The following is a 23,552-nucleotide window of genomic DNA, read 5'->3' as shown; positions in this document are numbered from 1 at the left end:
TCAGTCCCCATGTTTTGGCAACACCACAAAACGGCCTTCAAATTCCGCCACCACCTGATCAGCGTCCAGCAATTCGACACTCAGGCTTTGCCGGACTTTTTTGCCCTGAGCTAAGGCCTGCAGACTGCCGCGTACCTGCAACAAACTCACCCTGGCCCTGGGCTGATTTTTCAGCGGCGCCAGATAGCGGATACGGCCATCAGCCAGTACGATGTCACCCTCTAATCCCTGGCTTTGCAATTGCAGATACACCAGTCCCCATCCAGTCAGGGTGCCCAGTGCATAAATGCTGCCGGCAAACATGGTGTGATGCAGGTTCTGATTAGGTGCTAAAGCCGCCTGGCAATAAAGGGTGCTGCCGTCAAATTTCTCAATGGCAAGCTGCATATAAGCCGACAGTGGAATGGTTTGATGCCACAGCGCCACTAAAGCGTCACAGTTGTGTTGGTAGCTCTGCTGATCACCGGCTAAACGCAGAGTTTTCCACATCTGCTGATGGGCAATACCATAGAGCGGTGGTTGCTCAGCGCCATGCTGATAACCAGCCTGCTGATAAAAACCGATGGCACTTTCTCTGGCGTTGAGGATCAATAGACTGGCTCCCAGCGCTACCGCTTGTTGTTCCAGCTCCTGTAGCAGTAGAAGCCCGAGCCCCTGCCCTCGCGCCTGCTCGGCCACCGCCATATAACGCACCTGGGCTTTTTCCGCATCCACCAGATGCAGACGCCCGACGGCCAGAACTTCACCGCCTGAGCTTATGATCATCCGGTGTACTGCTTTATCTTCCAGCTCATCCCGCTCTGAGCCGGGTGGTTGTAACCAGGGCGCTCTGAGCACCTGATAACGCAGTTGATAATAGGCCTGCCATTGAGCTTCAGTCTGCGGCGCGATAAGCTGCCATTTCATCGGTAATTCCTTCTGTAAAAACAGCTTTATTCGCGTAGTACGGCGTTCAGCTGTCCAATCAATTTGGGGGCATTGTGGAGCAAAGCAACAATGAAACTCAAGCCATACTGTACTGGCGGCGCTTGCCGGCACATCAGGCACAGCCAGAACTGAGCATTCAGGTGCTGCAGGATCACAGCTGCCGTTATCTGTTGTTAAATGGTCAGCGCCAGGGCCAGATGCACCTGAAAAACCCAAATTCTGTGACCTACCCTCATCTGGAATTGCTGCTGCAATTACTGGAACCACTGTGCTGGCGGCATTTATTACAACTTGGCCTTGGCGCAGGTGAATTCAGCCGCGCTGTAACCAGCCGCTGGCCAGAGCGGCAACTCAGTACTGTGGAACAAAACGCCACTATCGTTGAGGTTTATCAGCAATTTTTTCTACCGGTAAAAACCGAACAACTGCTGTGCACAACAGCACAACAATTTTGTCTGCAGGCACTGGCACAGCAGCTGTGTTATGAGGTGATTTTTGTTGACCTGTACCCCTGGCCTGCAGACTGGGCCTGGTTATTACAACAATTAATACAATTGCAAAGTCCGGCTGGCGTGATATTGCTGAACCTGCCGGCACCGGAGTTTTTGCCATTACTGCAATCTTTTGCCAGCAAGATGCATTACCGGCTGCAAATCTTTGATGTGGAAGGCTATCTGAATAAAATTCTACAGCTTCACGCTGAATAACAACAACTTACACCTGCAACCAAAAGGTCACAGGACCATCATTGACCAGACTCACCTGCATATCGGCACCAAACTGGCCCCGCGCCACAGTCAGTCCCTGAACTTCACAATAATCGGCAAAAGCCTGATACAAGGGCTCAGCCACTGCAGGCAAGGCGGCCGGCGTAAAACTGGGCCGCAAGCCTGAATTGGTATCTGCGGCCAGGGTAAACTGCGATACCACCAGCAAAGCCCCGCCTTGTTGTTGTACATTCAGATTCATTTTGCCATTTTCGTCGTTAAAAACGCGATATTTCAGCACTTTATCCGCCAGCTTTTGCATTTTTTGCAGATCGTCGCCAGCCTCAACCCCCAGCAACACCAGCAGACCAGTGCCGATATCCCCCACCAGCTGCCCTTCAACTTCCACACTGGCACGGCGTACCCTTTGTAACAACGCAATCATCTATGTTTCCTGAGCAGTTAAACGGTCGGCCAATAACAACGACATTTGAAACAAAGCCCGGCAAATGCCGGCTTCACTGGCGGAGTGGCCGGCGTCCTGCACTATTTTCAGCACTGAACCCGGCCACTGCTGCGACAAAGTCCAGGCATTTTCCATTTTGCACACAATGTCATAGCGGCCATGCACTATATAACAGGGCAAATGACGAACCCGGTGTAAGTCTCTGAGCAGCTGATCTGGCGCCATAAAACAATGGTGTAAAAAATAGTGATTTTCGATCCGGGCAAGCGGTAATGCCGATTCCGCCTCCACTGCGCCGGCGCGCATATTCTGATTGGGTAACAAAGTAGCCACTCGGGCTTCCCATAAACTCCAGGCCTGAGCTGCACTTAACTGCAGGTTTTTATCCGGGTGCTGCAATAACTGCTGATAAGCCACCAGCACATCCAGCCCGGCCATGCCTAGGATAGGCGCCATAAAGTCAGCAAAATAATCCGGAAACAACTGACTGGCACCGCCGCCTGGCCGGTATAACCAGTCAATATCCTGGGGTCTGGCCAGAAAAATGCCGCGTAAAATAAAACCCAGACACCGCTCCGGGTGCTGCTGACCATAATAAAGGGCTAAGGTGCTGCCCCAGGAACCGCCGGCCACCACCCAGCTTTCTATCTGTAAGTGCTGCCGGATGGCTTCGATGTCTTCACAAAGCGTGGCCGTGGTATTGGCTTCCAGACTGGCAAAAGGCGTCGACTGACCACAACCACGCTGATCAAATAACACAATGCGATAACGGCTGGCATCAAATAAAGTGCGCTGAAAAGGTGAACTGCCGCCACCAGGTCCGCCATGGCACATCAATACCGGTATGCCCTGTGGGTTGCCGCTTTGTTCAACATAAAGACGATGGCCATCAGGCCGGTCAAGAAAAAACGTCTGATAAGTTTCCACTGGTTCAGTGCGGTACATCCGAAGACTCCGAAGCTTGTACCTGTTGTTGATGACGTTGTGCTGTCAGTTGTCTGTGCTCCAGCTCCTGCAGCAAAGCCGTCAGTTCAGCCCCCAGTAACACCACCAGCCAGGATAAATACACCCAGACAAATAAAATCGGCACCAGCGCCAGTGCGCCATAAATGGCCTGATAAGACGGAAAATGCTGAATATATAACGCAAAACCTTTTTTCAGCATTTCAAATAACACTGAACTAAATAACGCCCCCCACCAAGCGTGGCTGTATCGTACTTTGATGTTAGGCACCAGCTGATACAACATAAAAAACGCCAGCAGCGAAAAGGCATAGGGTGCCAGCCGCAGCAACAAAGTGGATAACCAGGGCGTGTAGTTATCAGCCAGATGGGTAAAAGACACTAAATAGGAGGTCAGCGCGATGGAGCTGCCGAGTAAAATCGGGCCAAGGGTGAGAATCATCCAGTAAATCGACAATGAAATCATCACTCTGGGACGTTTTTGTACCCGCCAGATCTTATTCAGGGTTTTGTCGATGTTATGGATCAGCATTAAAGCCACCACCACCAGGAACATCACACCAACGGTGGTCATCTGGCCAATGTTTTCAACAAAAACATTGATATAACTTTGAATTTCCACGCCGCGCGACGGCACTATATTGGCGTATAAAAAACTTTCAATTTGCTGACGCAATCCGGCGAACATCGGAAAGGCATTTAAGACCGAAAAAGCGACGGCCAACAGCGGCACCAGCGACAATAACGAAATATAAGCCAGATAACCGCCGATCATGCCCACCTGATCATGCTGGCAACGCTGCAGATAGAGCTGCACCAACCGCCAGCTTTGCTGCAGCACTGCAGTTATTTTGCTCAGTTTCACCTCAGACATCACGTTCCGTCATCCGCCTTCTGCTGTAGACAGCTAGACCTGGCAATATTGCCTGCTGCCAGGCCAGGTTATTGCAAAGTTACTGATTTGGTATTGCTCAACGCTTCGCTGCTGATTTCCACCAGTTCATCACCAATCTGGTCAATAAACAACACTTTAATGCCGAGCCGGTCTGCGACCGCCTTACCGTCCTGACTGCCCATACATAAAAAGGCAGTGGACCAGGCATCGCCCAGGGTCGGGTTTTCGATCAACACTGTGGTCGACACCGTATTGTGTTTTACCGGCGCACCAATACGCGCATCCAGTACATGACTGTATCTTTTGCCATCGGCATCAAAATAATGACGGTAGGTGCCGGATGTCATCACCGCCATAGGTTCAGACTGCTGCACAGTAATCACTTTTTGCAGGGTTTGTGCACCTGGCAAAGGTTTTTCAATGGCCACTTTCCAGGCCTGTTGTTGTGGTTTTTTGCCTTTAACCTGTAACTCACCGCCCACTTCAACCAGATAATTCTGCACTCCGGCTTGCTCCAGGATTTTAGCAAGTTGTCCCACAGTCCAACCCTGAGCTATCGAAGAAACATCCACCCGCAGCGGAGCAACCTGTTTAGCCAGCATCGAAGGGCTGCGCTGCTGAATTTTTTCCATACCGACCATCGCCAGCGTATCGGCAAGCTGTTGTTCCGTCGGTTGACTAAACTTATCGGCTTTAAAACCCCAGAGTTCAAATAAAGGTTTGACGGTTAAGTCGTAACAACCCTGGCTTTGCGACGACACAAAACGGGCTTGTTCTATCAGTTGCACCAATTCAGTGCCAACTTCCACCGCTTCAGTGCTCTGTTGCTGGTTAAATTTTTCAATCACAGAATCAGGCCGGTAATTGGACATCGCCAAATCAATACGCTCCAGTTCGGCTTCAACCTGCTTTTTTAACGCAGCGGCATCCACCGGTTGTTCTGACCAGAAACTGATATTGTAAGTGGAGCCCTGTGCCGGACCGGAAAACTTCTGGATAGGATCGGCGGGCGTGCAGCTGAATAATGTGGCAGCGGAAAAAAGCAGCACAACCCGGTTAAATACAGATAACATAAGCGGTTTCCTGTCTTAGAATTGGCGGCAAGTTTACAAAATACTGCCCACAATTACCAGTACAGGGTCAGCCGGCCGTCAGGTCGATGTGGCTTAAGATCACCTGGTAACGTTTCTGCTGCTCTGATGGCAACCAACCACTTTCAATGATCTCAACACAATGTTGTGCCAGTGCGGTTAAATCTGCATTTAGTTGTTCACGGGCACTAATCGCCTGCAGCAGGTTTAACGCTATATTGACGTTGCCTGGTGTTTGTTCCAGCGCATAACGGAAATAATCGATGGCTTTGGAATAATGACTCTGGCCTTCGGCTGCGGCTTGCTGGCGTAACTGCTGCTGTTTTTGCTTTTCGTGTTGCATCATCAGATTTAATGCACTGCAATACAGATCATCGTCGTGCGCCACCGTGGCGATAGCCGCCATATAATGTTCACACATCGCCAGATTATCACTTTCAAAATAAGCTCTGGCTCTGTCCAGCATACCTGCCACCGATAAGGTTTTTTCCAGTGACAACTGCTCACTGCTTTCCAAAAGCACCAGGCCTTTTTGTGTTTTGCCTTGTAGGAACAACATCCGGGCTTCAAGCACCAGCCTGTCGTGTTCAAAGCTGGCCGGGTGGAAACGTTTTTTAATGGTACTGATAAAATTATCGATTCGACCAAAGGTGTCTTGTTGCTCTTTCCCCTGCTGATCCCGCGCTAATTCCAGCAGCGCCCTGGCATAATTGAGCATATTATCTGCCGTGTCATGCATCGAATAACGCGCTGAACTGAGCAGCTTTTGGTGAATATTCACCGCTAACTGTTTTTGATCATCGATCACAGCCAGATGTGCCATCACATGCTGACGCAAATAATTTTTTGGTGAATAACGTGCCACCTGTTCAACAATATCCAGCGCTTCTTTGGCTTTGCCCTGACTGATATAAAGACGGGTCAGCCAGTCCATTGCTTCTACCTTGGTTTCCGCCAGCTGCGACAGCTCCAGCAATAAAGCTTCGGCTTCACCGGCACGGCCCTGATAACCATAAGTCACCGCAAGCCCAAGCTTAGCCCAGCCAAATTCGCGTACTGTCAGCGCCCACAGGTACAAATGTTCTGCTTCGTCAAAACGCTCCAGCTTTAACAGCAGCTCAGCTTTGAGCCTGCTGGCATGCATCACATATTGGCTCTTATATTCAATGACATGGTCGCAGGCGAGGATAGCGTCGTCATAGTCCTGGCTACTAATCGCCTGATAGGCCAGCTGCAGTGTGTGGCGGGTGTGGTAGGCTCTGGAAATACGGCGTTCAAGCTCAGCATAGCTAAAAGGCTTGAGCAGATAATCAGCCGGCTGAAATTCAATCATGCCATGTACGGCCTGGCGTTGGCGCTCGGCGCTGACCACCAGAAAACAACAATCGGGTTTCAGCAGTTTTTCCGTGCGCAGCACTTCCAGCAACTGGTAGCCGTTGCGGCCCTGCCCCAGATGGAAATCACACAAAATAAAATCAAAAGACATACGGCGGCAGTAACTAAGCGCCATATCGGCATCACGCGCCAGCACAGCGTCATCAAAGCCAATCAGCAATAACATACTTTTGACGTAACTGCGGATCTGATCTGAATCGTCCACCACCAACACTGTTTTGTCTTTATAAAAAGCGCGCCGCGACGTCATGCTGCTCCTGCAAACTTAGCTGCCTCTTGCCGTTAAACAGCCGAACAATACACAGCTCTTTCCCGACTTGCCAACATTTTTGTCGGCTCTAAACCGTCAGCCAACGAAAAACAGCCAAAAAAAAGACCGGCAATTGCCGGTCTTTTTTATATCAGGTCAAACTCTGCTTAACCTTCAGCGCGGCTGGCGCGTTTACGGTCGTTTTCAGTCAGGTGGCGTTTACGGATACGGATAGACTGAGGTGTAACTTCAACCAGCTCGTCATCATCAATAAACTCCAGTGCCTGTTCCAGTGTGTAACGGATTGGCGGCACTAAGTTGATGGCTTCGTCAGTCCCTGAAGCACGAACGTTGGTCAGCTGTTTGCCTTTTAAGCAGTTTACTGTTAAGTCGTTGCTACGGCTGTGAATACCGATCACCTGGCCTTCATACACTTCTTCGGCATGACCGATAAACATACGGCCACGTTCCTGCAGCGAGAAAATCGCATAACCAGCGGCTTTACCCATGGCGTTTGAAATCAGCACACCGTTCATGCGCTGACCGATAGAACCACCTTTAAATGGGCCGTAGTGGTCAAAGCTGTTGTACATCAGGCCCGTACCTGAAGTGAGCGTCATAAACTCAGTACGGAAACCAATCAGACCACGGCTTGGCATCAGGAAGTCCATCCGGATGCGGCCTTTGCCGTCTGGTTGCATATTGGTCATTTCGGCTTTACGTTCGCCCATTTTCTCCATGATAGAGCCCTGGTGCTGCTCTTCCACGTCGATGGTGACGTTTTCCATCGGTTCCATCTTCTGACCGTCGATCACTTTCATGATCACTTCAGGACGAGATACCGCCAGTTCAAAACCTTCACGGCGCATATTTTCAATTAATACGCCTAAGTGCAGTTCACCACGGCCAGACACTTTAAACTTGTCACCGTCTTCGGTTTCTTCAACCCGCAGAGCCACGTTGTGTTTCAGCTCGTGTGTTAAACGCTCTAAAATCTGACGTGACGTGACAAATTTACCTTCTTTACCGGCAAATGGTGAGGTGTTGACCTGGAAGGTCATGGTCACTGTTGGCTCGTCAACCTGCAAAGCTGGTAATGCTTCCAGCGTGGTTGGTGCACAGATAGTGTCAGAAATTTTCAGATCGCCCAAACCGGTGAAAGCAACGATGTCGCCGGCAGTGGCTTCAGGCGTGTCGATACGCTCTAAACCTAAGTAGCTGAATACCTGACCAACTTTACCATTTCGTTTGCTGCCGTCAGCACCCAGAATAGTGACTTGTTGGTTTGGTTTTAACGAACCACGTTTAATACGGCCAATACCGATAATGCCGAGGTAGCTTGAGTAGTCCAGCTGAGAAACCTGCAGCTGAGTGTCACCGTCCAGTTCTACTTTTGGAGGCGCAACGTGCTTAATAATAGCGGCAAACAGATCGTCAATGTTGTCCTTCGGCTCGTTGTAATCTAATGTTGCCCAGCCGTTGATCGCTGATGCGTAAACAATAGGGAAATCCAGCTGCTCGTCAGTAGCACCCAGGTTATCAAACAGATCAAACACCTGATCAATAACCCAATCCGGACGTGCACCAGGACGGTCAATTTTGTTCACAACAACAATTGGCTTTAAACCGTGGGCAAAGGCTTTTTGTGTCACAAAACGGGTTTGTGGCATCGGGCCTTCTACAGCGTCAACCAGCAATAATACTGAGTCTGCCATCGACAGAACACGCTCAACCTCACCACCGAAGTCGGCGTGGCCCGGTGTGTCCAGGATGTTGATGTGGTAGCCGTTCCAGCGTACTGAGGTATTTTTTGCCAAAATAGTAATACCGCGCTCGGATTCCTGCGCGTTAGAGTCCATTACACGTTCCTGCAGTTTGGCGCGGGCATCAAAGGTGCCTGACTGTTGCAGTAATTTGTCAACCAGGGTGGTTTTGCCGTGGTCAACGTGCGCGATAATGGCGACATTACGCAGTTTTTCGATAGCTGAAGCGTTTACGCTCATCATTTATATCCTCTGTAGCGCCAGCTGACGGAATATCAACCAGGGGTCTACAACGTAAGTTTCTCTGAAATTAAGGGCGCGTATTCTACTCTTTTTTTTGCCAGAAAGAAAAACATCAGTGCAAGCTTTGAGCGTTATTTTTCATTTTGTTGAATTTTTACCGGCAAAGCGTGACAGTCGGATGAAAGTTGCTATCGTTAGCGCTGCATCAGATTTGGTGCAAAGCATGCGCACGACGCACCAGCATGAGGCGACATGGCACTATTTTGGTGCAACAACAAAACATGCCCGAACAAAGCCTGAGCACATACCTATAAAAATCAAACAGTTATATTGTTGGCATAAAACTGGCTTTGTTAGCGCAACTTATCGGTTCAACCGAAAACCTGAAAACAGCTTGATTTAACACCCGATTCATCCGGAGGATTGCATGTCTGCATCGAACGTTCTGAGTTTTATGAAAGAAAACGACGTGAAGTTTGTTGATTTACGTTTTACTGATACCAAGGGTAAAGAGCAGCATGTAACTATTCCTGCCAGCCAAATCAACGAAGATTTTTTTGAAGACGGCAAAATGTTTGACGGTTCTTCAATTGCAGGCTGGAAAGGTATCAACGACTCGGACATGATCCTGATGCCAGATGCATCTTCAATGGTGCTGGACCCGTTTTTTGAAGAAACTACTATTCTGATCAGCTGTGACGTCATTGAACCAAGCACTATGCAAGGTTATGACCGTTGCCCGCGTTCTATCGCTAAACGTGCGGAAGAATATTTAAAATCAACCGGCATTGCTGACACCGTATTGTTCGGGCCTGAACCAGAGTGGTTTATGTTTGATGACGTGAAGTTCAAAAACGACATGTCTGGCGCTATGTTCAAAATCGACTCGACAGAAGCAGCCTGGAACTCAGATAAAGGTTATGAAGGTGGCAACCTGGCACACCGTCCAGGTGTAAAAGGCGGTTATTTCCCGGTTCCTCCGGTAGATCAACACCACGACATCCGTAGCGCCATGTGTATGGTACTGGAAGAGATGGGTCAGGTGGTTGAAGCGCATCACCACGAAGTTGCAACAGCTGGCCAAAACGAAATCGCCACCCGTTTTGCGACTTTAACCAAAAAAGCCGACGAAATTCAGCAGCTGAAATATGTCATACACAATGTGGCCAACATGTACGGCAAGACTGTCACTTTTATGCCAAAACCAATTGTGGGCGACAATGGTTCAGGTATGCACTGCCACCAGTCTTTAGCCAAAGACGGTGTGAACCTGTTTGCCGGTGATAAATACGCTGGTCTGTCAGAAATGGCGTTGTATTACATTGGCGGTATTATCAAACACGCAAAAGCAATCAATGCTTTTACTAACCCGTCAACCAACTCGTACAAGCGTCTGGTACCACACTATGAAGCTCCGGTAATGCTGGCTTATTCAGCCCGCAACCGTTCTGCTTCTGTCCGTATTCCACTGGTACCAAGTGCTAAAGCCCGTCGTATTGAAGTACGTTTCCCGGATCCGGCTGCCAACCCATACCTGGCTTTTGTGGCTCAGCTGATGGCTGGTCTGGATGGTATCCAGAACAAAATCCACCCAGGCGATGCCATGGATAAAGACTTGTATGACCTGCCACCGGAAGAAGAAGCACTGATCCCTCAGGTCTGTGGTTCTTTAGACGAAGCGCTGGACAACCTGGACAAATCACGCGCTATTTTCACCAAAGGCGGCGTGATGTCAGACGCAATGATCGATGCTTATATCGCATTAAAACGCGCTGAAGCCAAACGGGTTTCTATGGCTGTACACCCACTGGAATACGAACTGTATTACAGCGTTTAACAGCAAAATCGCAGCCGCGAAACCTGTTCACAAATGACAACAAGTTGTACTAGAAAAAGCCCGCATTTGCGGGCTTTTTGTTCTGGTCAAATGCAATAAAGCACGATAGAGTAAACAAAAAATTACTAAACGACTCACTTGTTGTTATAGGTATAAAATGAAAAAAGCAGTTTGGTTGTTGTTAATCACTTCATTGGCTTTGTCGGCGGCAGATGACAAAAAGGTTTTTGTTACTAAAGACAAAAACAACAATCTGGTATTTTCTGACAGTCCAAGCCCGGGCGCCACTCAGGTCACAGTCAAAGACAACGCCACTATCATGGCACCAACCTCGTCCAGCCCCTTGCCTGCCCCTGTGGTGCAGGAAGACACCAAATTTGAAGTAGCCATTTCCAAGCCTGAACAACAGGGCACTGTGCGCGAAAACAGCGGTACTGTGTATGTGTCAGGACAAATCAAACCTATGTTTGCCACTGGCCTGAGGGTCAAACTTTATCTGGATGGCAAACAAGTGGCTGGCCCAACCGGCAATGCCAATTTTATTCTGCACGATGTAGAGCGCGGAGAACATCAGTTGATGCTGGAGCTGCTGAACGAAAGCGGCAAGGTTATTGCAACCAGTCCTGTGACGACCTTCTATTTACATAGAGCTTCGATAATTTCACCAAGATAGTGCATCAGGGCTGAATTTTCAGCCCGCAACCGCTACACTGCCGGTTTTGGTGCACTAAAGTGGTGCAGAGGGCCAGCAGCTTGACTCAACCAGCATTAAATTTAGCCGGCATTGATTATGCCAATCACCTGACCACTGCCATTATGGTGTTGGATGCCCAGTTGCAGGTGCAATATTTTAATACCGCCTGTTGTGCGCTGCTCAGCATCGGTGAAAAACGCCTGCTGAATCAATATTTCCCAGCCCTCTTTCAATTCAGCGAACTGCACGCCAGCCGTTTACTCAGCACACTATCTACCAAACAAGGTTTTGGCATCAGCGATGTGCATACCGTATTGCCCGACGGCCGCCATATTTTGCTGGATATTACCGCCAGCAGCCTGGAGACAGAACAGCCATCAGTGTTGGTGGAACTGAAGCAAGTTGATCAACAACGCAAAATCAGTATGGAAAGTTTGCAGCAGCACCAGCATTTAGCGGCAAGGGAGCTGATTCGTGGTCTGGCACATGAAATTAAAAACCCTTTGGGTGGTTTGCGTGGCGCGGCGCAGTTGCTGGAAGAATCGCTCAATGATGAACAAAAAGAGTATACCCAGCTGATTATCGCCCAGGCCGACCGACTTAGAAATTTAGTGGACCGGCTGCTTGGCCCTTATAAACCGCCACAACGCAGCCTGGCCAATTTACATCAGATCATCGAGCGGGTGTGTCAGCTGGCGCAAATGGACAACCCTGCCGAAGTGCAGTTTTGCCGCGATTACGACCCTAGCATTCCGGATTTTTTACTCGATCCGGAGCTGATTGAACAAGCCCTGCTGAATATAGTGCGCAACGCCCAACAAGCGCTGGCACAAGGGGGGGATATCACTTTGCAAAGCCGTATTTTGCATCAGCACACCATTCATGGCCGCCGTCACCGTTTAGTGGCCACCATAAAAGTCATCGACAATGGCCCTGGCATTCCGCCTGAGATTAAAGACACGCTGTTTTACCCTATGGTCAGCGGCAAACCGGGTGGCACCGGCCTTGGTTTGTCTATTGCCCAAACCCTTATTCATCAGCATGGCGGCTGGATTGATTGTGACAGCTGGCCAGGGCGTACCGAATTTACTTTATATCTGCCGATCAACAGTACGGCCCATCACGAAGGAGCTTAAGCATGCATCAGGATGTCTGGATTATTGATGATGACAACTCAATCCGTTGGGTACTGGAAAAAGCGCTGGCCCGTGCCGGCATTGCCTGTGAAAGTTATGCCTCAGCGGATTTAATGTTACAGCGCCTTGAATACGACCAGCCGGCGGTAGTGGTGTCCGATATCCGCATGCCTGGCACAGATGGCATGGCGTTGCTGTCCAAACTGCAACAGCTTGCCCCCGAGTTGCCGGTGATTATTATGACGGCCCACTCCGACTTAGACAGTGCGGTGAATGCCTTTAAAAGAGGCGCTTTTGAATATTTGCCCAAACCTTTTGATATTAACGAAGCAGTGGCACTCATCAGCCGCGCTTTGGAACATGCCAGCGCCAAAAAACCCAAACAACAACAAGCCACAAGCACGCAACTTACTGAAATTATTGGTGAAGCACCGGCGATGCAGGAGGTGTTTCGCGCCATAGGCCGTTTGTCGCGTTCCAGCATTAGCGTGCTGATTAATGGTCAGAGCGGCACAGGTAAAGAGCTGGTGGCACATGCGCTGCACAAACACAGCCCACGCAGCGAACAGCCTTTTATTGCGCTGAATATGGCCGCCATTCCAAAAGATCTGATTGAATCTGAACTCTTTGGCCATGAAAAAGGCGCTTTTACCGGCGCCGCCAATCTGCGTAAAGGCCGTTTTGAACAGGCCGATGGCGGTACTTTATTCCTCGATGAAATTGGTGATATGCCGCTGGACGTGCAAACCCGGTTATTAAGGGTGCTGGCTGATGGTCAGTTTTACCGGGTGGGTGGTCATCAGGGTGTCAATGTGGATGTGCGTATTATTGCCGCCACTCACCAAAATCTGGAGCAACTGGTAGCTGAAGGAAAATTTCGGGAAGATTTATTCCATCGTCTGAACGTGATCCGCATTCATATACCGGCACTCAAAGATCGCAAACAGGACATTCCAAAGCTGGCACAACATTTTTTACAGCAGGCCGCCAAAGAGCTGAATGTCGAAGCCAAAAGCCTGGCCAGCGACACCGAAAAGTACCTGAGTCAGCTCGACTGGCCCGGCAATGTGCGCCAGCTGGAAAACACCTGCCGTTGGTTAACAGTGATGGCCAGCGGCAAACAGGTGCTGTTATCCGATTTACCGCCTGAACTGACCGCTGCCCCTAAAGTGTACAGCGCCACCAATGGCGAGCAGCATCACAGCTGGCAGGAACTACTGGCCGCCTGGGTACAGCAAAAACTCAATGCAGGTGAAGAAGATATTCTGTCAGAAGCAGGCCCTGAGTTTGAACGTATTGTGCTGAAACAAGCACTGCAGTTTACCCATGGCCATAAACAGGACGCCGCCAAACGTCTTGGCTGGGGCCGCAACACACTGACACGCAAACTCAAAGAACTGGATATGGAGTAAGATCCGGCACCAAATTCAGGCGCCGGCTTTGTTTGCGACGCAGGCTCTGAACAGAGGCCTTCATAAAAAACTGAATAACCCCCTTTTTTACATAAGCTGCAACCTTGGCCTAAAAGGCTGCAGCTTATTGTTTACCCGCAAGTTTTTGTAGTAGCTCCAGCCGCTGCCGCTCTTCGTCCGACAACTGTGCCGGTTCATCCGACAGACTATCCAGCGACAAATACTCCACCTTATATTCAGGTTCGGTACTTTTGCCGTAACGGGTCGGTTCTGCCGGTGTCGCCGACATTTGCTCCAGCACAAAGGTTCTGAGCCAATAAGGGCCGCTGCGCCCTGCCAACACCGACTTATGCACCTTCAGCTTTAGTTGTTGTGCGCCGCTACTGAGTTTGTCGGTGGCGGTCAGCTGTGCCAGCGGTTGGCCGTTTTCGCTGAATAAATTGGCACGCAGCCGGTAAAAGCCTGAGTGTTTTACAGTTATCTGCAGCGGGATCTCCAAATCGGCACCCACAGGTGAAGGACTGCCCACAGTGGTAATTTCAGCCACCGGCTGGCTGTATTCAATCGCAGTTTGCAGCTGCTGTGTTTCATTCTGGTAGTCAAACACAAAGCGCACTTCCAGCTCACCATCCCAGCCTTGCCCTGCCTCTGGCGTGAATACCGCATCGTAACGACCGTCCTGCCCAGCCAGGGTCTGGCTGGTTAATAGCGCACCGCTTTGCTGCGACAACAATTGCACCTCTACACTGCTGAGTTGAATCCCCTGACTGATCAGGCTCACCTGTACAGGTTCAGGGTAACTGAATCTGTATTGGCTGGCTTCGAGGCGGATACTGCCCCCATCAGAGAGCGGAATGGTCTGGGCAAAAAACTGATTGGGTGCCAGCAGCTGAGTGTCAGCACTGCTCAGTGGCCTTGAATAAGCCGGCGTTGCAACTTCAGCGGCATAACTTTGCGCCACCAGTGCAAAACTTTGTTGTAGCTCCTGGGGCAGCTGCTCTTTCACTTCCACCACCTCAGAGCCCTGAGTTTTGTTGACCACCAGAGTTTCAGCCGGCGCAAGCTGCGGTTTTGCCACAGCTTCGCTCTGAAGCTGTGGCGCTACATCAGGCCGGTTCCCCCCCCACCAAAAGGCGCCAGAGAGCATGGTCAGTGCCACCAGCGCCCAGCCATAACCTTTGTTCATCATTAACCCTGATTGGCGGTACGGTATAACAAGTCAGACATACTGTAAGTTTCCGACCCTTTGACCACCCGGTACTTAGAGGCGAAGATCCACCAGCCACGACTTTCATCATAAGTGGTAAAACTAAGCGCCTTGCCGTTCAGATAAGTTCTGCTGCTATATACCGCAGTAACATTACCGCGCCTTGCCGCGTCTATCAGATTGCTATGGCTGTAGTCCTGGCTCATCAGCATCGGATAGTGATAAGGCATAAAGTTACTGACGCCAGTCTGGCTGGTCAATTTGCCATCAAAAGCCACAGAGCCTGAACAGCTGTCAAAAGCTGCTGCCGCTGAAGCACCACAACTGGAATGTGGCGCCACTACACCGTCATCATTACCTGGTAAAAACGGGCTGGTCAGGCCTAAAAAAGCAGAAGAAGCACCGGCAAAACGTAACCTCGGCACCCTGCTGCCTGGCATAGCCGCCAGCTGCCGCGCGCTATTGACTCTTAAATCCTGCAACACCCCCACATTGGTGGCGCTGGGGATTTCGCCCAGCCACAAGGACAAAGCCGCTTTCAGTGCAGCATCAACCAAACCGCCGCCAGTGGCCACATTGACCGCCAAATCGGCCAGCTCTGAACCACCACCAGCACCGGCAAAGTCGAAAGTTGCCACAATATTCAGGGGCGTTAAGCCAGCGTTTTGCAGCCAGAGTGCCTGATTGTCAATCAGATACCGGCTGACCAGGTCGCCGGTGGAATGGCTGACAATAATACAGCCGTTTTTGCAGGTGTTATTCAGCGATAATTCTTTCAGTTTGGGCCAGACATAGTCGGTGGCAATTTTGCCTTTGATGCGCTCATGGGATGGCCAGTCAATGCGCACATCAGCTCTGGCATTCCAGTAGTTCTGCCAATATGACTCGCCGTTTTGGCTGACTTCAGCAGCTGCTGGTTTGGTTTTTAGCTGATCTGGCTGAAAACCGTGGATCAGTACCACAGGGTAACCCGCCACCGCAGCCTGCGCCTGGAAACTGAAGGCTGCAACAGCCGCCAGCGAATATAATAGTTTCATCGTCTATCCCCATCTTGTTATTGATTATGTTCGGGAATTACCTGTTACAGCAGTCAGGCACAGCCCGTCAGGGTTCCAAGATAGAGCAAAAGAGACTGAACACAACTAAAGCTTTTGGGTAAATTTGTTAACCAAAGCAATACAATAACGCCGTTTTGTTTAAATATTTTTTAGATAAAAATCTGAAATGGTTAAGTAACTGCTGATATAACTCGCAGCGCTCAGCTCCTTTGCCGTCGGCATTTGTGCACTGCTGTTTAAAGTGATTACTCCAACTATTTTTCTATAACTATGATTTTTTTTAGTTTTTAACTGCAGTTTCGGCCTGCTGCCAGCCAAACCTGTGACACAAATAACACAAAGCCGGACTAAACCGGCTTTGTCGGGTATCACATCGCAGGGCAAGTGCAGAAGATACACCAGCACCCGGCTTTGTTTATTCAGTGTCTGCTTTGTTATGGCGCTCGGCCATTTTTTCCTGCATGCGCTGGCGCATTTTTGCTTTACGTTCATCCAGCTTGGCTTTTTGCTCCGGCGTTAATAAAGCCCTGATTTGATGTTGTAATTTCAGTTGTGCTACTTCTTGCTCCAGCTTTTTCGCTTGTTGCTTTTCCAGGAGCACCCGCACACCGGCTTCATCAAAAGTGTCGCTGTTTAACACCGACTGCAGCTCTTCATGCATCGCATAACGTTCGGCTTTATTCAGCATTTGTTCGCGGTGGGCTTTTAACAGCGCATCCACCTGCGTTTTTTGTGCGTCCGTTAAATCCAGCCCTTTAAACATTTTACCATCGGCAAATACATGGGTACCGTGACCACCATGGCGATCACCCGCCAGTACCGCAGTGCTGGCACCAGCCACAAGAACTGAGGATAAAACTAAGGCTAACAGATTGAATTTTTTCATTTTAAGCTCCATAACTCTGGGGTTGTTTTACATTGATTGCGCTGGACTCAGCAGCGATGAAACAAGCATACTCTGCGTTATGCAAAGCAACGCCAAGCCAGGGTAAAGGTTGTGTAAAGAGCATTGTCGCTTTGTGTCACAGCGATAAACTGCGCCTGAGCTAGCCTTGAGGATAAACCATGACCCCAAAAATCCTGCTGATTGATGATGACCATGAGCTGAGTCAGCTGGTGATTGACTATCTGACGTTGGACGGTTTTCATCTGGACAGAGCGGCCGATGGCCCGGCGGGGTTACAACTGGCCCAAAGCGGCCAGTATCAACTGATTTTGCTGGATGTGATGCTGCCTGGGTTAGATGGTTTATCTTTGCTGCGCCAGCTGCGGCAATCGAGTTATTGTCCGGTGCTGATGCTGACGGCCCGTGGTGATGATATTGACCGTATTGTCGGGCTGGAACTTGGCGCCGATGATTATCTGGCAAAACCTTTTAACCCACGGGAATTAAGCGCCCGGGTACGCGCTATTCTGCGCCGGGTCGAACTGGCCCAGCAGCCCGCTGCACCACAACAGCACAACCTGCTGGAGCTGAATAATGTGCAGCTGAACCGACAAAACCGTCAGGTGCACTGCGCTGGCTCTCCTGTGGTGCTGACCGCGACCGAATTTCAGCTGCTGGATTATCTGATGAGCCATGCCGGCAGCGTTATTACCAAAGAAGATTTAAGTAAAGAAGTGCTGGGCCGCACGCTGCAGCTGTACGATCGCAGCCTGGATGTGCATATCAGTAATATCCGCAAAAAACTCAGTGTGGCCGATGCCGGAGAAAAAATTCAGACTTTGCGTGGCAGTGGTTATTTATTTCTGGAGCAAGCATGACATTTGCAGCACTGAACCCACTGCGTTATCTGGCAGTACGGATTTTTGCCTGGTTCTGGCTGGTGCTGTTACTGACCATGGCCGGTGCCTGGTTGTTGGCCAAAGGACTTAGTGACAATACCGAAATTCGCCGTTTACCACACGACATCAGCCACCAATTACAACCCTTGTTAAAATCGCTGCAAAAAGCTGATTCAATTGAAGAATTGTCAAAACGCATCAACCGCCGTGATAATAACCGCTGGCTGGTGGTGGATCCAGATACCAATCAGGTGCTGAACAGCGAAATTTTGCCGCGTAACTTTGATCAAAACTGGCTGACCGAGCTGTCACAACTGGATAAACCCAGGTTATTGCTGCACCGCAATACACTGCTGGCCGGGCCCTTTCTGGTAAATTTTAACGGCAGAACACTGGCGCTTTATCAACAACGCGCCCGGCCACAAAACCCTGGCCTTGATTTAATGGCACTGCCTAAATACCTGTTACCCTTGCTGTTATTTGCAGTGTCGGCATTGGCCAGTATTGTGCTGGCACTGAGCATCACCAAACCACTGCGGCTGTTACAACAAAAAAGCCTCGACTTTGCGGCCGGTGATTTACAGGCCCGTGCTGAAGCCCCGGCCCGCCGGCAGGATGAAATAGGTGAACTTAGTCGTGGTTTTAATCTGATGGCAGGCAAAATCAGTGATTTATTGCAAAACCAACAGAGACTCTTACGAGATGTGTCACACGAGCTGCGCTCTCCTTTAACCAGAGCCCAGCTCGCTATAGCCCTGGAGCAGCGTCAGGGCGGCGGCCAGCAGTTGCCAAGGTTACAGCAGGAGCTGGAGCGGATCGACGCTTTACTGGAAGAGTTACTCACCTTCAGCCGGCTGGATGCTGGCCAGTATCAGCTACAGTGGCAGGAGCTTGATTTTGTTGAACTGATTGAAGAAATCTTCGAGGTGAACAGACTGGATGCCGACGAAAAACAGTTAAACCTCAGTCTTAAAGGCCCGGCGCGCTGCCTGTTGCAATGTGACAGCCGGCTGACAGCCCGGGCTGTTGAAAATGTGCTGCGTAATGCCATTAAATACAGCCCGCCAGGCGGCTCCATTCAGTTTAGTCTGCGACAGGATCAGCAACAGACAACACTTTGTATCTGCGATCAGGGCCCTGGCATTCCAGCGGATTGTCTGCAACAGATTTTTGCCCCTTTTTACCGGGTGTCTGACAGCCGTAACAGCGCCACAGGCGGTACTGGCCTGGGTCTTGCCATCGCAGCACAGGCGGCAAAACAACATGGCGGCAGCATCAGCGCCAGTCTGCCACAGACCGGTGGTTTATGTATTGAACTGACTTTTGCCAACAGGAGCAGCCAGGTTTGACCTTATTTCCCATGCTGAAGCCGCATTTAACCCAGGCTGATTTTCGTTCAGGCAACGCCACTGTCGCTTTGCAACAGCTGTGGCAACAAGGTAAACACCATGATTTTACCGGTACAGGCGGCTGCCGCTTGCACTACAGCAGCTGGCAACCGGCGCAGGCGGCAGCAGCTTTAGTGCTGGTGCCGGGCCGGATAGAAGCCGGCCATAAATATGCCGAATTTATTGCCGATGCACTACATTCGGGTTATCAGGTGTTTGTGCTGGATCACCGCGGCCAGGGTGCATCAGACCGTTTATTGCCCGATCCACAGCGTGGTTATGTCAGAGATTTTTCCGACTATGTGAACGATTTACAACTATTTATCAACAACATAGTTCAGCAGGATTGCAACTTGCCGCTGCTGGCCATTGCCCACTCGATGGGCGGTGCCATTTTGGCGGCTTATCTGCAACAACAGCGCTTAAACCCCATTCAGGCCGCCGTGTTCAGCTCGCCGATGTGGGGCATTCATACCAGCCCGATACCGGCTGGCATAGTGCCGGTTGTGGCCAATTTTATGCGCGCGCTGAACCAGCTATGGAGTCAGCAGGCCTGGTATGTGCCAGGTCAGGGGCCTTACCAGCCTAAAACTTTTGCGCTTAATGATTTAACCCACAGCGCTGAACGCTACCAATGGTTTCGTGATTTATATCAGCAATATCCACAGTATCAGCTTGGGGGGGTCAGCTGGCACTGGCTGGCTGAAGCGTTAAAGGCGTGCCAAAAGTTAAGTTGCGGGCCGGTGCCGGCTATACCTTGTATGTTATTGCAGGGTGCTGAAGATACAGTGGTGGATAACCAGCAACAACGGCTGGTATGGCAGCGCTGGCGCCAACAACAGCCCCTGCCGGATGTTGTGACCATTCAGGATGCCCGGCATGAGTTACTGACCGAAACAGATCAGGTGCGCAGCCAGTGGTTCAGCGCTGTAAATCAGTTTTTGTCTGGGGTTTTGGATACTCAGGCACAGGCACCACTGATATCGGATCGGCATGGATAATCACATCAGCATCCCGAAATAACGCCGCCACCTTGTGTTCGGCCTGATCAACAATATCGTGGGCGTGTAATAACGACAGCTGATCGGACAATAACAACCTCAGCTGCACAAAAACTTTCACACCGGCCTGGCGGGTTTTTAGCTGATCCACCCCATAGACTTCAGGTAGCTGATGCAAGGTAGCGACAATCTGTGCCCTTTCAGACTCTGCCAGCTCTTCATCAAGCAAATGCCGTAAACTCTCCAGCGCCAGTTGCCAGGCTGTCCATAACAAATACAAGGCTATCGCCGCCGCCATCACAGCGTCTGCCCAGAGCACCGAATTGTTGACCAGCCATAAAGCCGCTATCACCGACAAATTCATCAATACATCACCACTGTAATGTGCAGAATCCGCTTTAACCGCCAAAGAACTGGTTTTTTTGATGATCCAGCGCTGCACCAGTACCAGCATCAGGGTCAGACAGGTACAGCTTAAAGTCAGCAGAATACCGCTGTTCAGCGCCCCTACTGGCTCAGGGCTGAAATAACGGCTAACCCCCTGATATAACAACAGTACAGCGGCGCCCGTTAAAAAGGCGGCCTGAAACAACGCCATAATGGCTTCGGCCTTGCCATGACCAAAACGATGCTCTTCGTCGGCAGGTTTTAATGCATAACGTAATGCAATAAAATTCAGCGCCGACACCAGCACATCCAACAACGCGTCCATAAAAGATGCCAGTGCTGACGCCGCGTTGGTCATAATGGCAGCGGTGAGTTTTAATGCCACAATCACCAGAGCGGTAAACAAGGTCAGATAACCCGAACGGCGCACCCACAGCTGATAATTGGCATTTGTCATCATACACTCCTGTAATTACACAGCGCCGGCAAAACCCTGCTGGCGCCAGGCTTCATAACTAATAATGGCCACAGCATTGGCCAGATTTAAACTGCGGGCATCGGCCATCATCGGGATCCGGATCCGAAACTCAGGCGCTATGGCATTACGCACTTCGTCCGGCAAACCATGAGTTTCAGAGCCAAACAACAATACATCACCAGCCTGATACGCCACTTCGGTGTGAGGCCGGCTGCCTTTGGTGGTGCAGGCGATAATACGTCGGCCATTCATCGCCTGTAAAAAGTCTGCGTAATTGGCGTGGCGGCTCACTCTGGCTAAATCATGATAATCCAGACCGGCACGACGCAGCTTTTTTTCTTCAAAATCAAAACCTAAAGGTTCAATTAAATGCAAAGCACAACCGTTATTGGCCGCCAACCGGATGATGTTGCCACAATTTGGCGCAATTTTCGGTTCAAATAATGCGATATGAAACATAAAGACTAATTCCGCTGATGCCAGCGCTTGGTCTGGCAGCTTATTCAGAAACAAACACATAAAAACGGCAGTATACCGAAATTTATAATACGGACAAAAAAAGCCCGATGATAAAAGAACTCCGCTGCTGGTAATTTGGTCAGGCTACACTAATAATTTCGGGACATATGTAAGCAAGGAAGCCATGATGTTACACAGTAGCTACACGGAGTTTGCCAGCTCTTTTGTGTTGTCGGTGCCGGGCATAGGTTTGGTTTTGCTGCTGGCCTGGGTACTGATCCAACGCTGGTCACAACAACAAAAAAATCCGGTACAAAAACTGTCGCTGGACAGTTTTTTCAGCAATTGCCCTTGTGTCGTCTGGCTGGCAGATGCCGAATTTAACCTGCAACAGGCCAACCCGGCAGCACAGCAGTTAAATTGGTTGCCCGGCTGCAGACCCCAATATTATCAAAGCAAATATTGTCAGCAGTCGGCCTGGCCCGATATCAGTGCTGAATTGCAATTTCAACAGCATTGGCAAGGTGTGGTCTGGCTTGCCACCGACAACGATCCCAAAGCGATGCAACTTTGGATCACCCGCTTATTAGATCACAAATCGGTCTGTTATCTGGTGGTGCAACATGACATCAGCGCCGAGCAACAACAACAGGCGCAGCTGCAACAACTCAGCACCCATGACGCCTTAACTGGTTTGTCTAACCGCACCCTGTGGCTGGCACAACTGGAACCCGTGCTGCAACAATGTGAAGCCAGCCAACGTCATTGTGCCGTTGCGCTGCTGGAACTGACTGAACTAAACCAGATCCGGCAACAATTTGGCAATCAGCAAGCGCTGATCCTCGAATGTTGGGTGGCCGAACAACTCCAGCAACATTTACCACCTGCCGCCGTACTGGGGCAATTTTCCGAACGGCGATTTGCCATTATTTTTAAAGCTGAACATTGCCAGCAACACACTGAACTGGCGTTGTGGCAGCTGGCACGCCAGCTCCAGCTCTGTTTACAAAACCCCTGCCCTTTAACCGATTTTGAAGTGTCACTGCGTTGTTTTCTCGGCCTGGCAGTGTATCCCCAAGCCGGCACCGACAGTGAAACCTTATTACATCATGCCAATTGGGCGCTACAGCAAGGTATACAACAACAGCAGCCCATTACTTTCTGGCAACAACCTGGCCTTGCCACTCCTGCCGACTGGCAAACCGCAGATGAGCTGGAGCAGGCGCTACGGCAGTATCAGTTTGAACTTTGTTATTTACCCTGTTATCAGCTGGAACAACATCTGCTGACTGCGTTAACAATACAGTTGGCCTGGCATTCACCGAAACGGGGTTTATTGTGGTTAGAGGATTTTGCCGCCATAGCGGCGCAAAGCCATCAGCTACTGGCCATCGAACGTTGGCAATTTCAGCAACTGTGTCAGCAGCTGTGGCAATGGCGTCAGCAAGGGATTCCGGTACCTGGCGTCAGAATTGAGTTATCGGCACTGCAATTACAACAACCTGATTTGCTCCCCTATTTACTGCACCATTTACAGGAATGGCAGCTGGATCCGGCGTTGTTTTCGCTGATGATCAACGAAACTTATTATCTGGAACAGCCCGGCCTTGCCCATAAACAGATGGAAGCGCTGGCTAAAGGCGGTTTTTCATTATGGTGGCTGCATTTTGGCAGCGGCCAGACCCCCCTGTTTTTATTACAACAGCCTTATTGGACCGGGGTTATTCTGGCAGCAAATGCAGTGGCTGAGCTGGAGAATGACGACCAAAAACGTCACTTGTGTAGTTGTCTGATCCGTTTAGCAGTGTCCCAACAGCTCCAGGTGTCAGCACAGCAAATCGATAACGAAATGCAGGGTTATCTGCTGCATGTGATGGGCTGTCAGTCCGGTACCGGCCAGTTGTTTGGTCAGGCTCAGAACGCAGGGCACATTAATAAAATATTGCGCATTGAACACAACACACAAAAAACCGGCTAAAAAGCCGGTTTTTTGTTATCAGGTGAAAATCC

The 23,552-nt window shown here is 50.2% G+C and carries 22 protein-coding genes; 10 read left to right on the top strand and 12 right to left on the bottom strand.

Annotated features, from left to right (window positions below; translation table 11 throughout):
- Window positions 1-906: a bifunctional GNAT family N-acetyltransferase/hotdog fold thioesterase gene (locus V7P87_RS03005; protein ID WP_333796105.1), complete on the bottom strand. Its 906-nt coding sequence runs from the start codon at window positions 904-906 to the stop codon at window positions 1-3.
- A 74-nt stretch (window positions 907-980) separates the two neighbouring features.
- On the opposite strand from V7P87_RS03005, the gene V7P87_RS03000 reads away from it, so the two are divergent.
- Window positions 981-1,634 carry a hypothetical protein gene (locus V7P87_RS03000; protein WP_333796104.1) on the top strand — a complete coding sequence of 218 codons (654 nt, stop codon included), beginning with the start codon at window positions 981-983 and terminating at the stop codon, window positions 1,632-1,634.
- Window positions 1,635-1,641: 7 nt separating this feature from the next.
- Here the strand turns inward: V7P87_RS03000 and dtd are convergent, their stop codons facing one another.
- From dtd to typA, 6 genes are all read right to left on the bottom strand, one after another.
- A complete protein-coding gene (gene dtd / locus V7P87_RS02995) occupies window positions 1,642-2,079 on the bottom strand; it encodes a D-aminoacyl-tRNA deacylase (RefSeq protein ID WP_333796103.1) in 438 nt (145 codons plus the stop codon).
- Window positions 2,080-3,045, bottom strand: a complete 966-nt coding sequence (gene pip / locus V7P87_RS02990) for a prolyl aminopeptidase (RefSeq protein ID WP_333796102.1) — start codon at window positions 3,043-3,045, stop codon at window positions 2,080-2,082.
- Entirely contained in the window at window positions 3,032-3,937 is a 906-nt protein-coding gene (locus tag V7P87_RS02985; RefSeq protein WP_333796101.1) for a virulence factor BrkB family protein, read from the bottom strand. Before V7P87_RS02985 ends, pip begins: the two co-directional genes overlap by 14 nt.
- Window positions 3,938-4,005: 68 nt before the next feature.
- Complete coding sequence (locus V7P87_RS02980; RefSeq protein ID WP_333796100.1) at window positions 4,006-5,031, bottom strand: FAD:protein FMN transferase; 1,026 nt, start codon at window positions 5,029-5,031, stop codon at window positions 4,006-4,008.
- Window positions 5,032-5,098: 67 nt separating this feature from the next.
- Window positions 5,099-6,694, bottom strand: a complete 1,596-nt coding sequence (locus tag V7P87_RS02975) for a response regulator (protein WP_333796099.1) — start codon at window positions 6,692-6,694, stop codon at window positions 5,099-5,101.
- A gap of 167 nt (window positions 6,695-6,861) precedes the next feature.
- Window positions 6,862-8,697 carry a translational GTPase TypA gene (gene typA / locus V7P87_RS02970; protein ID WP_333796098.1) on the bottom strand — a complete coding sequence of 612 codons (1,836 nt, stop codon included), beginning with the start codon at window positions 8,695-8,697 and terminating at the stop codon, window positions 6,862-6,864.
- Between the two features lie 118 nt (window positions 8,698-8,815).
- On the opposite strand from typA, the gene V7P87_RS02965 reads away from it, so the two are divergent.
- From V7P87_RS02965 to glnG, 5 genes are all read left to right on the top strand, one after another.
- Window positions 8,816-9,103, top strand: a complete 288-nt coding sequence (locus V7P87_RS02965) for a hypothetical protein (protein ID WP_333796097.1) — start codon at window positions 8,816-8,818, stop codon at window positions 9,101-9,103.
- Between the two features lie 24 nt (window positions 9,104-9,127).
- Window positions 9,128-10,537: a glutamate--ammonia ligase gene (gene glnA, locus V7P87_RS02960; RefSeq protein WP_333796096.1), complete on the top strand. Its 1,410-nt coding sequence runs from the start codon at window positions 9,128-9,130 to the stop codon at window positions 10,535-10,537.
- 157 nt (window positions 10,538-10,694) lie between these two features.
- Window positions 10,695-11,210: a DUF4124 domain-containing protein gene (locus tag V7P87_RS02955; RefSeq protein WP_333796095.1), complete on the top strand. Its 516-nt coding sequence runs from the start codon at window positions 10,695-10,697 to the stop codon at window positions 11,208-11,210.
- Between the two features lie 80 nt (window positions 11,211-11,290).
- A complete protein-coding gene (glnL, locus tag V7P87_RS02950) occupies window positions 11,291-12,367 on the top strand; it encodes a nitrogen regulation protein NR(II) (RefSeq protein ID WP_333796094.1) in 1,077 nt (358 codons plus the stop codon).
- A gap of 2 nt (window positions 12,368-12,369) precedes the next feature.
- On the top strand, window positions 12,370-13,779 hold the full coding sequence (gene glnG, locus V7P87_RS02945) for a nitrogen regulation protein NR(I) (protein WP_333796093.1): 1,410 nt from the start codon (window positions 12,370-12,372) through the stop codon (window positions 13,777-13,779).
- A 124-nt stretch (window positions 13,780-13,903) separates the two neighbouring features.
- Here glnG and V7P87_RS02940 read toward each other — a convergent pair whose 3' ends face one another.
- The 3 genes from V7P87_RS02940 to V7P87_RS02930 all read right to left on the bottom strand — a co-directional run bounded on the left by V7P87_RS02940 (window position 13,904) and on the right by V7P87_RS02930 (window position 16,930).
- On the bottom strand, window positions 13,904-14,965 hold the full coding sequence (locus tag V7P87_RS02940) for a DUF4785 family immunoglobulin-like domain-containing protein (RefSeq protein WP_333796092.1): 1,062 nt from the start codon (window positions 14,963-14,965) through the stop codon (window positions 13,904-13,906).
- Window positions 14,966-14,967: 2 nt separating this feature from the next.
- Complete coding sequence (locus tag V7P87_RS02935) at window positions 14,968-16,023, bottom strand: hypothetical protein (protein ID WP_333796091.1); 1,056 nt, start codon at window positions 16,021-16,023, stop codon at window positions 14,968-14,970.
- 436 nt (window positions 16,024-16,459) lie between these two features.
- Entirely contained in the window at window positions 16,460-16,930 is a 471-nt protein-coding gene (locus tag V7P87_RS02930; protein WP_333796090.1) for a Spy/CpxP family protein refolding chaperone, read from the bottom strand.
- A gap of 179 nt (window positions 16,931-17,109) precedes the next feature.
- Here V7P87_RS02930 and V7P87_RS02925 point away from each other — a divergent pair, with 179 nt between their 5' ends.
- Genes V7P87_RS02925 through V7P87_RS02915 form a run of 3 tightly spaced genes read left to right on the top strand, consistent with a single transcriptional unit; the run spans window position 17,110 to window position 20,218 of the window.
- Window positions 17,110-17,808, top strand: a complete 699-nt coding sequence (locus V7P87_RS02925; RefSeq protein ID WP_333796089.1) for a response regulator transcription factor — start codon at window positions 17,110-17,112, stop codon at window positions 17,806-17,808.
- Window positions 17,805-19,178 carry an ATP-binding protein gene (locus V7P87_RS02920; protein ID WP_333796088.1) on the top strand — a complete coding sequence of 458 codons (1,374 nt, stop codon included), beginning with the start codon at window positions 17,805-17,807 and terminating at the stop codon, window positions 19,176-19,178. Before V7P87_RS02925 ends, V7P87_RS02920 begins: the two co-directional genes overlap by 4 nt.
- A complete protein-coding gene (locus V7P87_RS02915; protein WP_333796087.1) occupies window positions 19,175-20,218 on the top strand; it encodes an alpha/beta fold hydrolase in 1,044 nt (347 codons plus the stop codon). The genes V7P87_RS02920 and V7P87_RS02915 overlap by 4 nt, the downstream gene beginning before the upstream one ends.
- On the opposite strand, the gene V7P87_RS02910 is transcribed toward V7P87_RS02915, so the two are convergent.
- Both V7P87_RS02910 and V7P87_RS02905 read right to left on the bottom strand, forming a co-directional pair.
- Window positions 20,139-21,062, bottom strand: a complete 924-nt coding sequence (locus V7P87_RS02910; protein WP_333796086.1) for a cation diffusion facilitator family transporter — start codon at window positions 21,060-21,062, stop codon at window positions 20,139-20,141. The genes V7P87_RS02915 and V7P87_RS02910 overlap by 80 nt on opposite strands.
- Before the next feature lie 15 nt (window positions 21,063-21,077).
- Entirely contained in the window at window positions 21,078-21,542 is a 465-nt protein-coding gene (locus tag V7P87_RS02905; RefSeq protein ID WP_333796085.1) for a tRNA (cytidine(34)-2'-O)-methyltransferase, read from the bottom strand.
- 184 nt (window positions 21,543-21,726) lie between these two features.
- On the opposite strand from V7P87_RS02905, the gene V7P87_RS02900 reads away from it, so the two are divergent.
- The gene (locus V7P87_RS02900) at window positions 21,727-23,520 is read left to right on the top strand and encodes a bifunctional diguanylate cyclase/phosphodiesterase (RefSeq protein WP_333796084.1); all 1,794 of its coding nucleotides are present in this window, start codon (window positions 21,727-21,729) and stop codon (window positions 23,518-23,520) included.
- Window positions 23,521-23,552: the final 32 nt, after the last annotated feature.

The organism is Rheinheimera sp., from assembly GCF_036782235.1.
In the GTDB taxonomy this organism is placed as follows: Bacteria; Pseudomonadota; Gammaproteobacteria; order Enterobacterales; family Alteromonadaceae; genus Pararheinheimera.
Note: the sequence above shows the minus strand (reverse complement) of the source record. Positions and strands in the feature narration are given on the sequence as shown.

Coding starts and splice junctions, on each gene's coding strand:
- V7P87_RS02900 (WP_333796084.1), top strand. CDS start 21,727: ATGATGTTACACAGTAGCTACACGGAGTTTGCCAGCTCTTTTGTGTTG.
- V7P87_RS02910 (WP_333796086.1), bottom strand. CDS start 21,062: ATGACAAATGCCAATTATCAGCTGTGGGTGCGCCGTTCGGGTTATCTG.
- V7P87_RS02920 (WP_333796088.1), top strand. CDS start 17,805: ATGACATTTGCAGCACTGAACCCACTGCGTTATCTGGCAGTACGGATT.
- V7P87_RS03005 (WP_333796105.1), bottom strand. CDS start 906: ATGAAATGGCAGCTTATCGCGCCGCAGACTGAAGCTCAATGGCAGGCC.
- V7P87_RS02905 (WP_333796085.1), bottom strand. CDS start 21,542: ATGTTTCATATCGCATTATTTGAACCGAAAATTGCGCCAAATTGTGGC.
- V7P87_RS02975 (WP_333796099.1), bottom strand. CDS start 6,694: ATGACGTCGCGGCGCGCTTTTTATAAAGACAAAACAGTGTTGGTGGTG.
- V7P87_RS02925 (WP_333796089.1), top strand. CDS start 17,110: ATGACCCCAAAAATCCTGCTGATTGATGATGACCATGAGCTGAGTCAG.
- V7P87_RS02930 (WP_333796090.1), bottom strand. CDS start 16,930: ATGAAAAAATTCAATCTGTTAGCCTTAGTTTTATCCTCAGTTCTTGTG.
- V7P87_RS02985 (WP_333796101.1), bottom strand. CDS start 3,937: ATGTCTGAGGTGAAACTGAGCAAAATAACTGCAGTGCTGCAGCAAAGC.
- V7P87_RS02980 (WP_333796100.1), bottom strand. CDS start 5,031: ATGTTATCTGTATTTAACCGGGTTGTGCTGCTTTTTTCCGCTGCCACA.
- V7P87_RS02955 (WP_333796095.1), top strand. CDS start 10,695: ATGAAAAAAGCAGTTTGGTTGTTGTTAATCACTTCATTGGCTTTGTCG.
- V7P87_RS02940 (WP_333796092.1), bottom strand. CDS start 14,965: ATGAACAAAGGTTATGGCTGGGCGCTGGTGGCACTGACCATGCTCTCT.
- pip (WP_333796102.1), bottom strand. CDS start 3,045: ATGTACCGCACTGAACCAGTGGAAACTTATCAGACGTTTTTTCTTGAC.
- typA (WP_333796098.1), bottom strand. CDS start 8,697: ATGAGCGTAAACGCTTCAGCTATCGAAAAACTGCGTAATGTCGCCATT.
- dtd (WP_333796103.1), bottom strand. CDS start 2,079: ATGATTGCGTTGTTACAAAGGGTACGCCGTGCCAGTGTGGAAGTTGAA.
- glnG (WP_333796093.1), top strand. CDS start 12,370: ATGCATCAGGATGTCTGGATTATTGATGATGACAACTCAATCCGTTGG.
- V7P87_RS02935 (WP_333796091.1), bottom strand. CDS start 16,023: ATGAAACTATTATATTCGCTGGCGGCTGTTGCAGCCTTCAGTTTCCAG.
- glnA (WP_333796096.1), top strand. CDS start 9,128: ATGTCTGCATCGAACGTTCTGAGTTTTATGAAAGAAAACGACGTGAAG.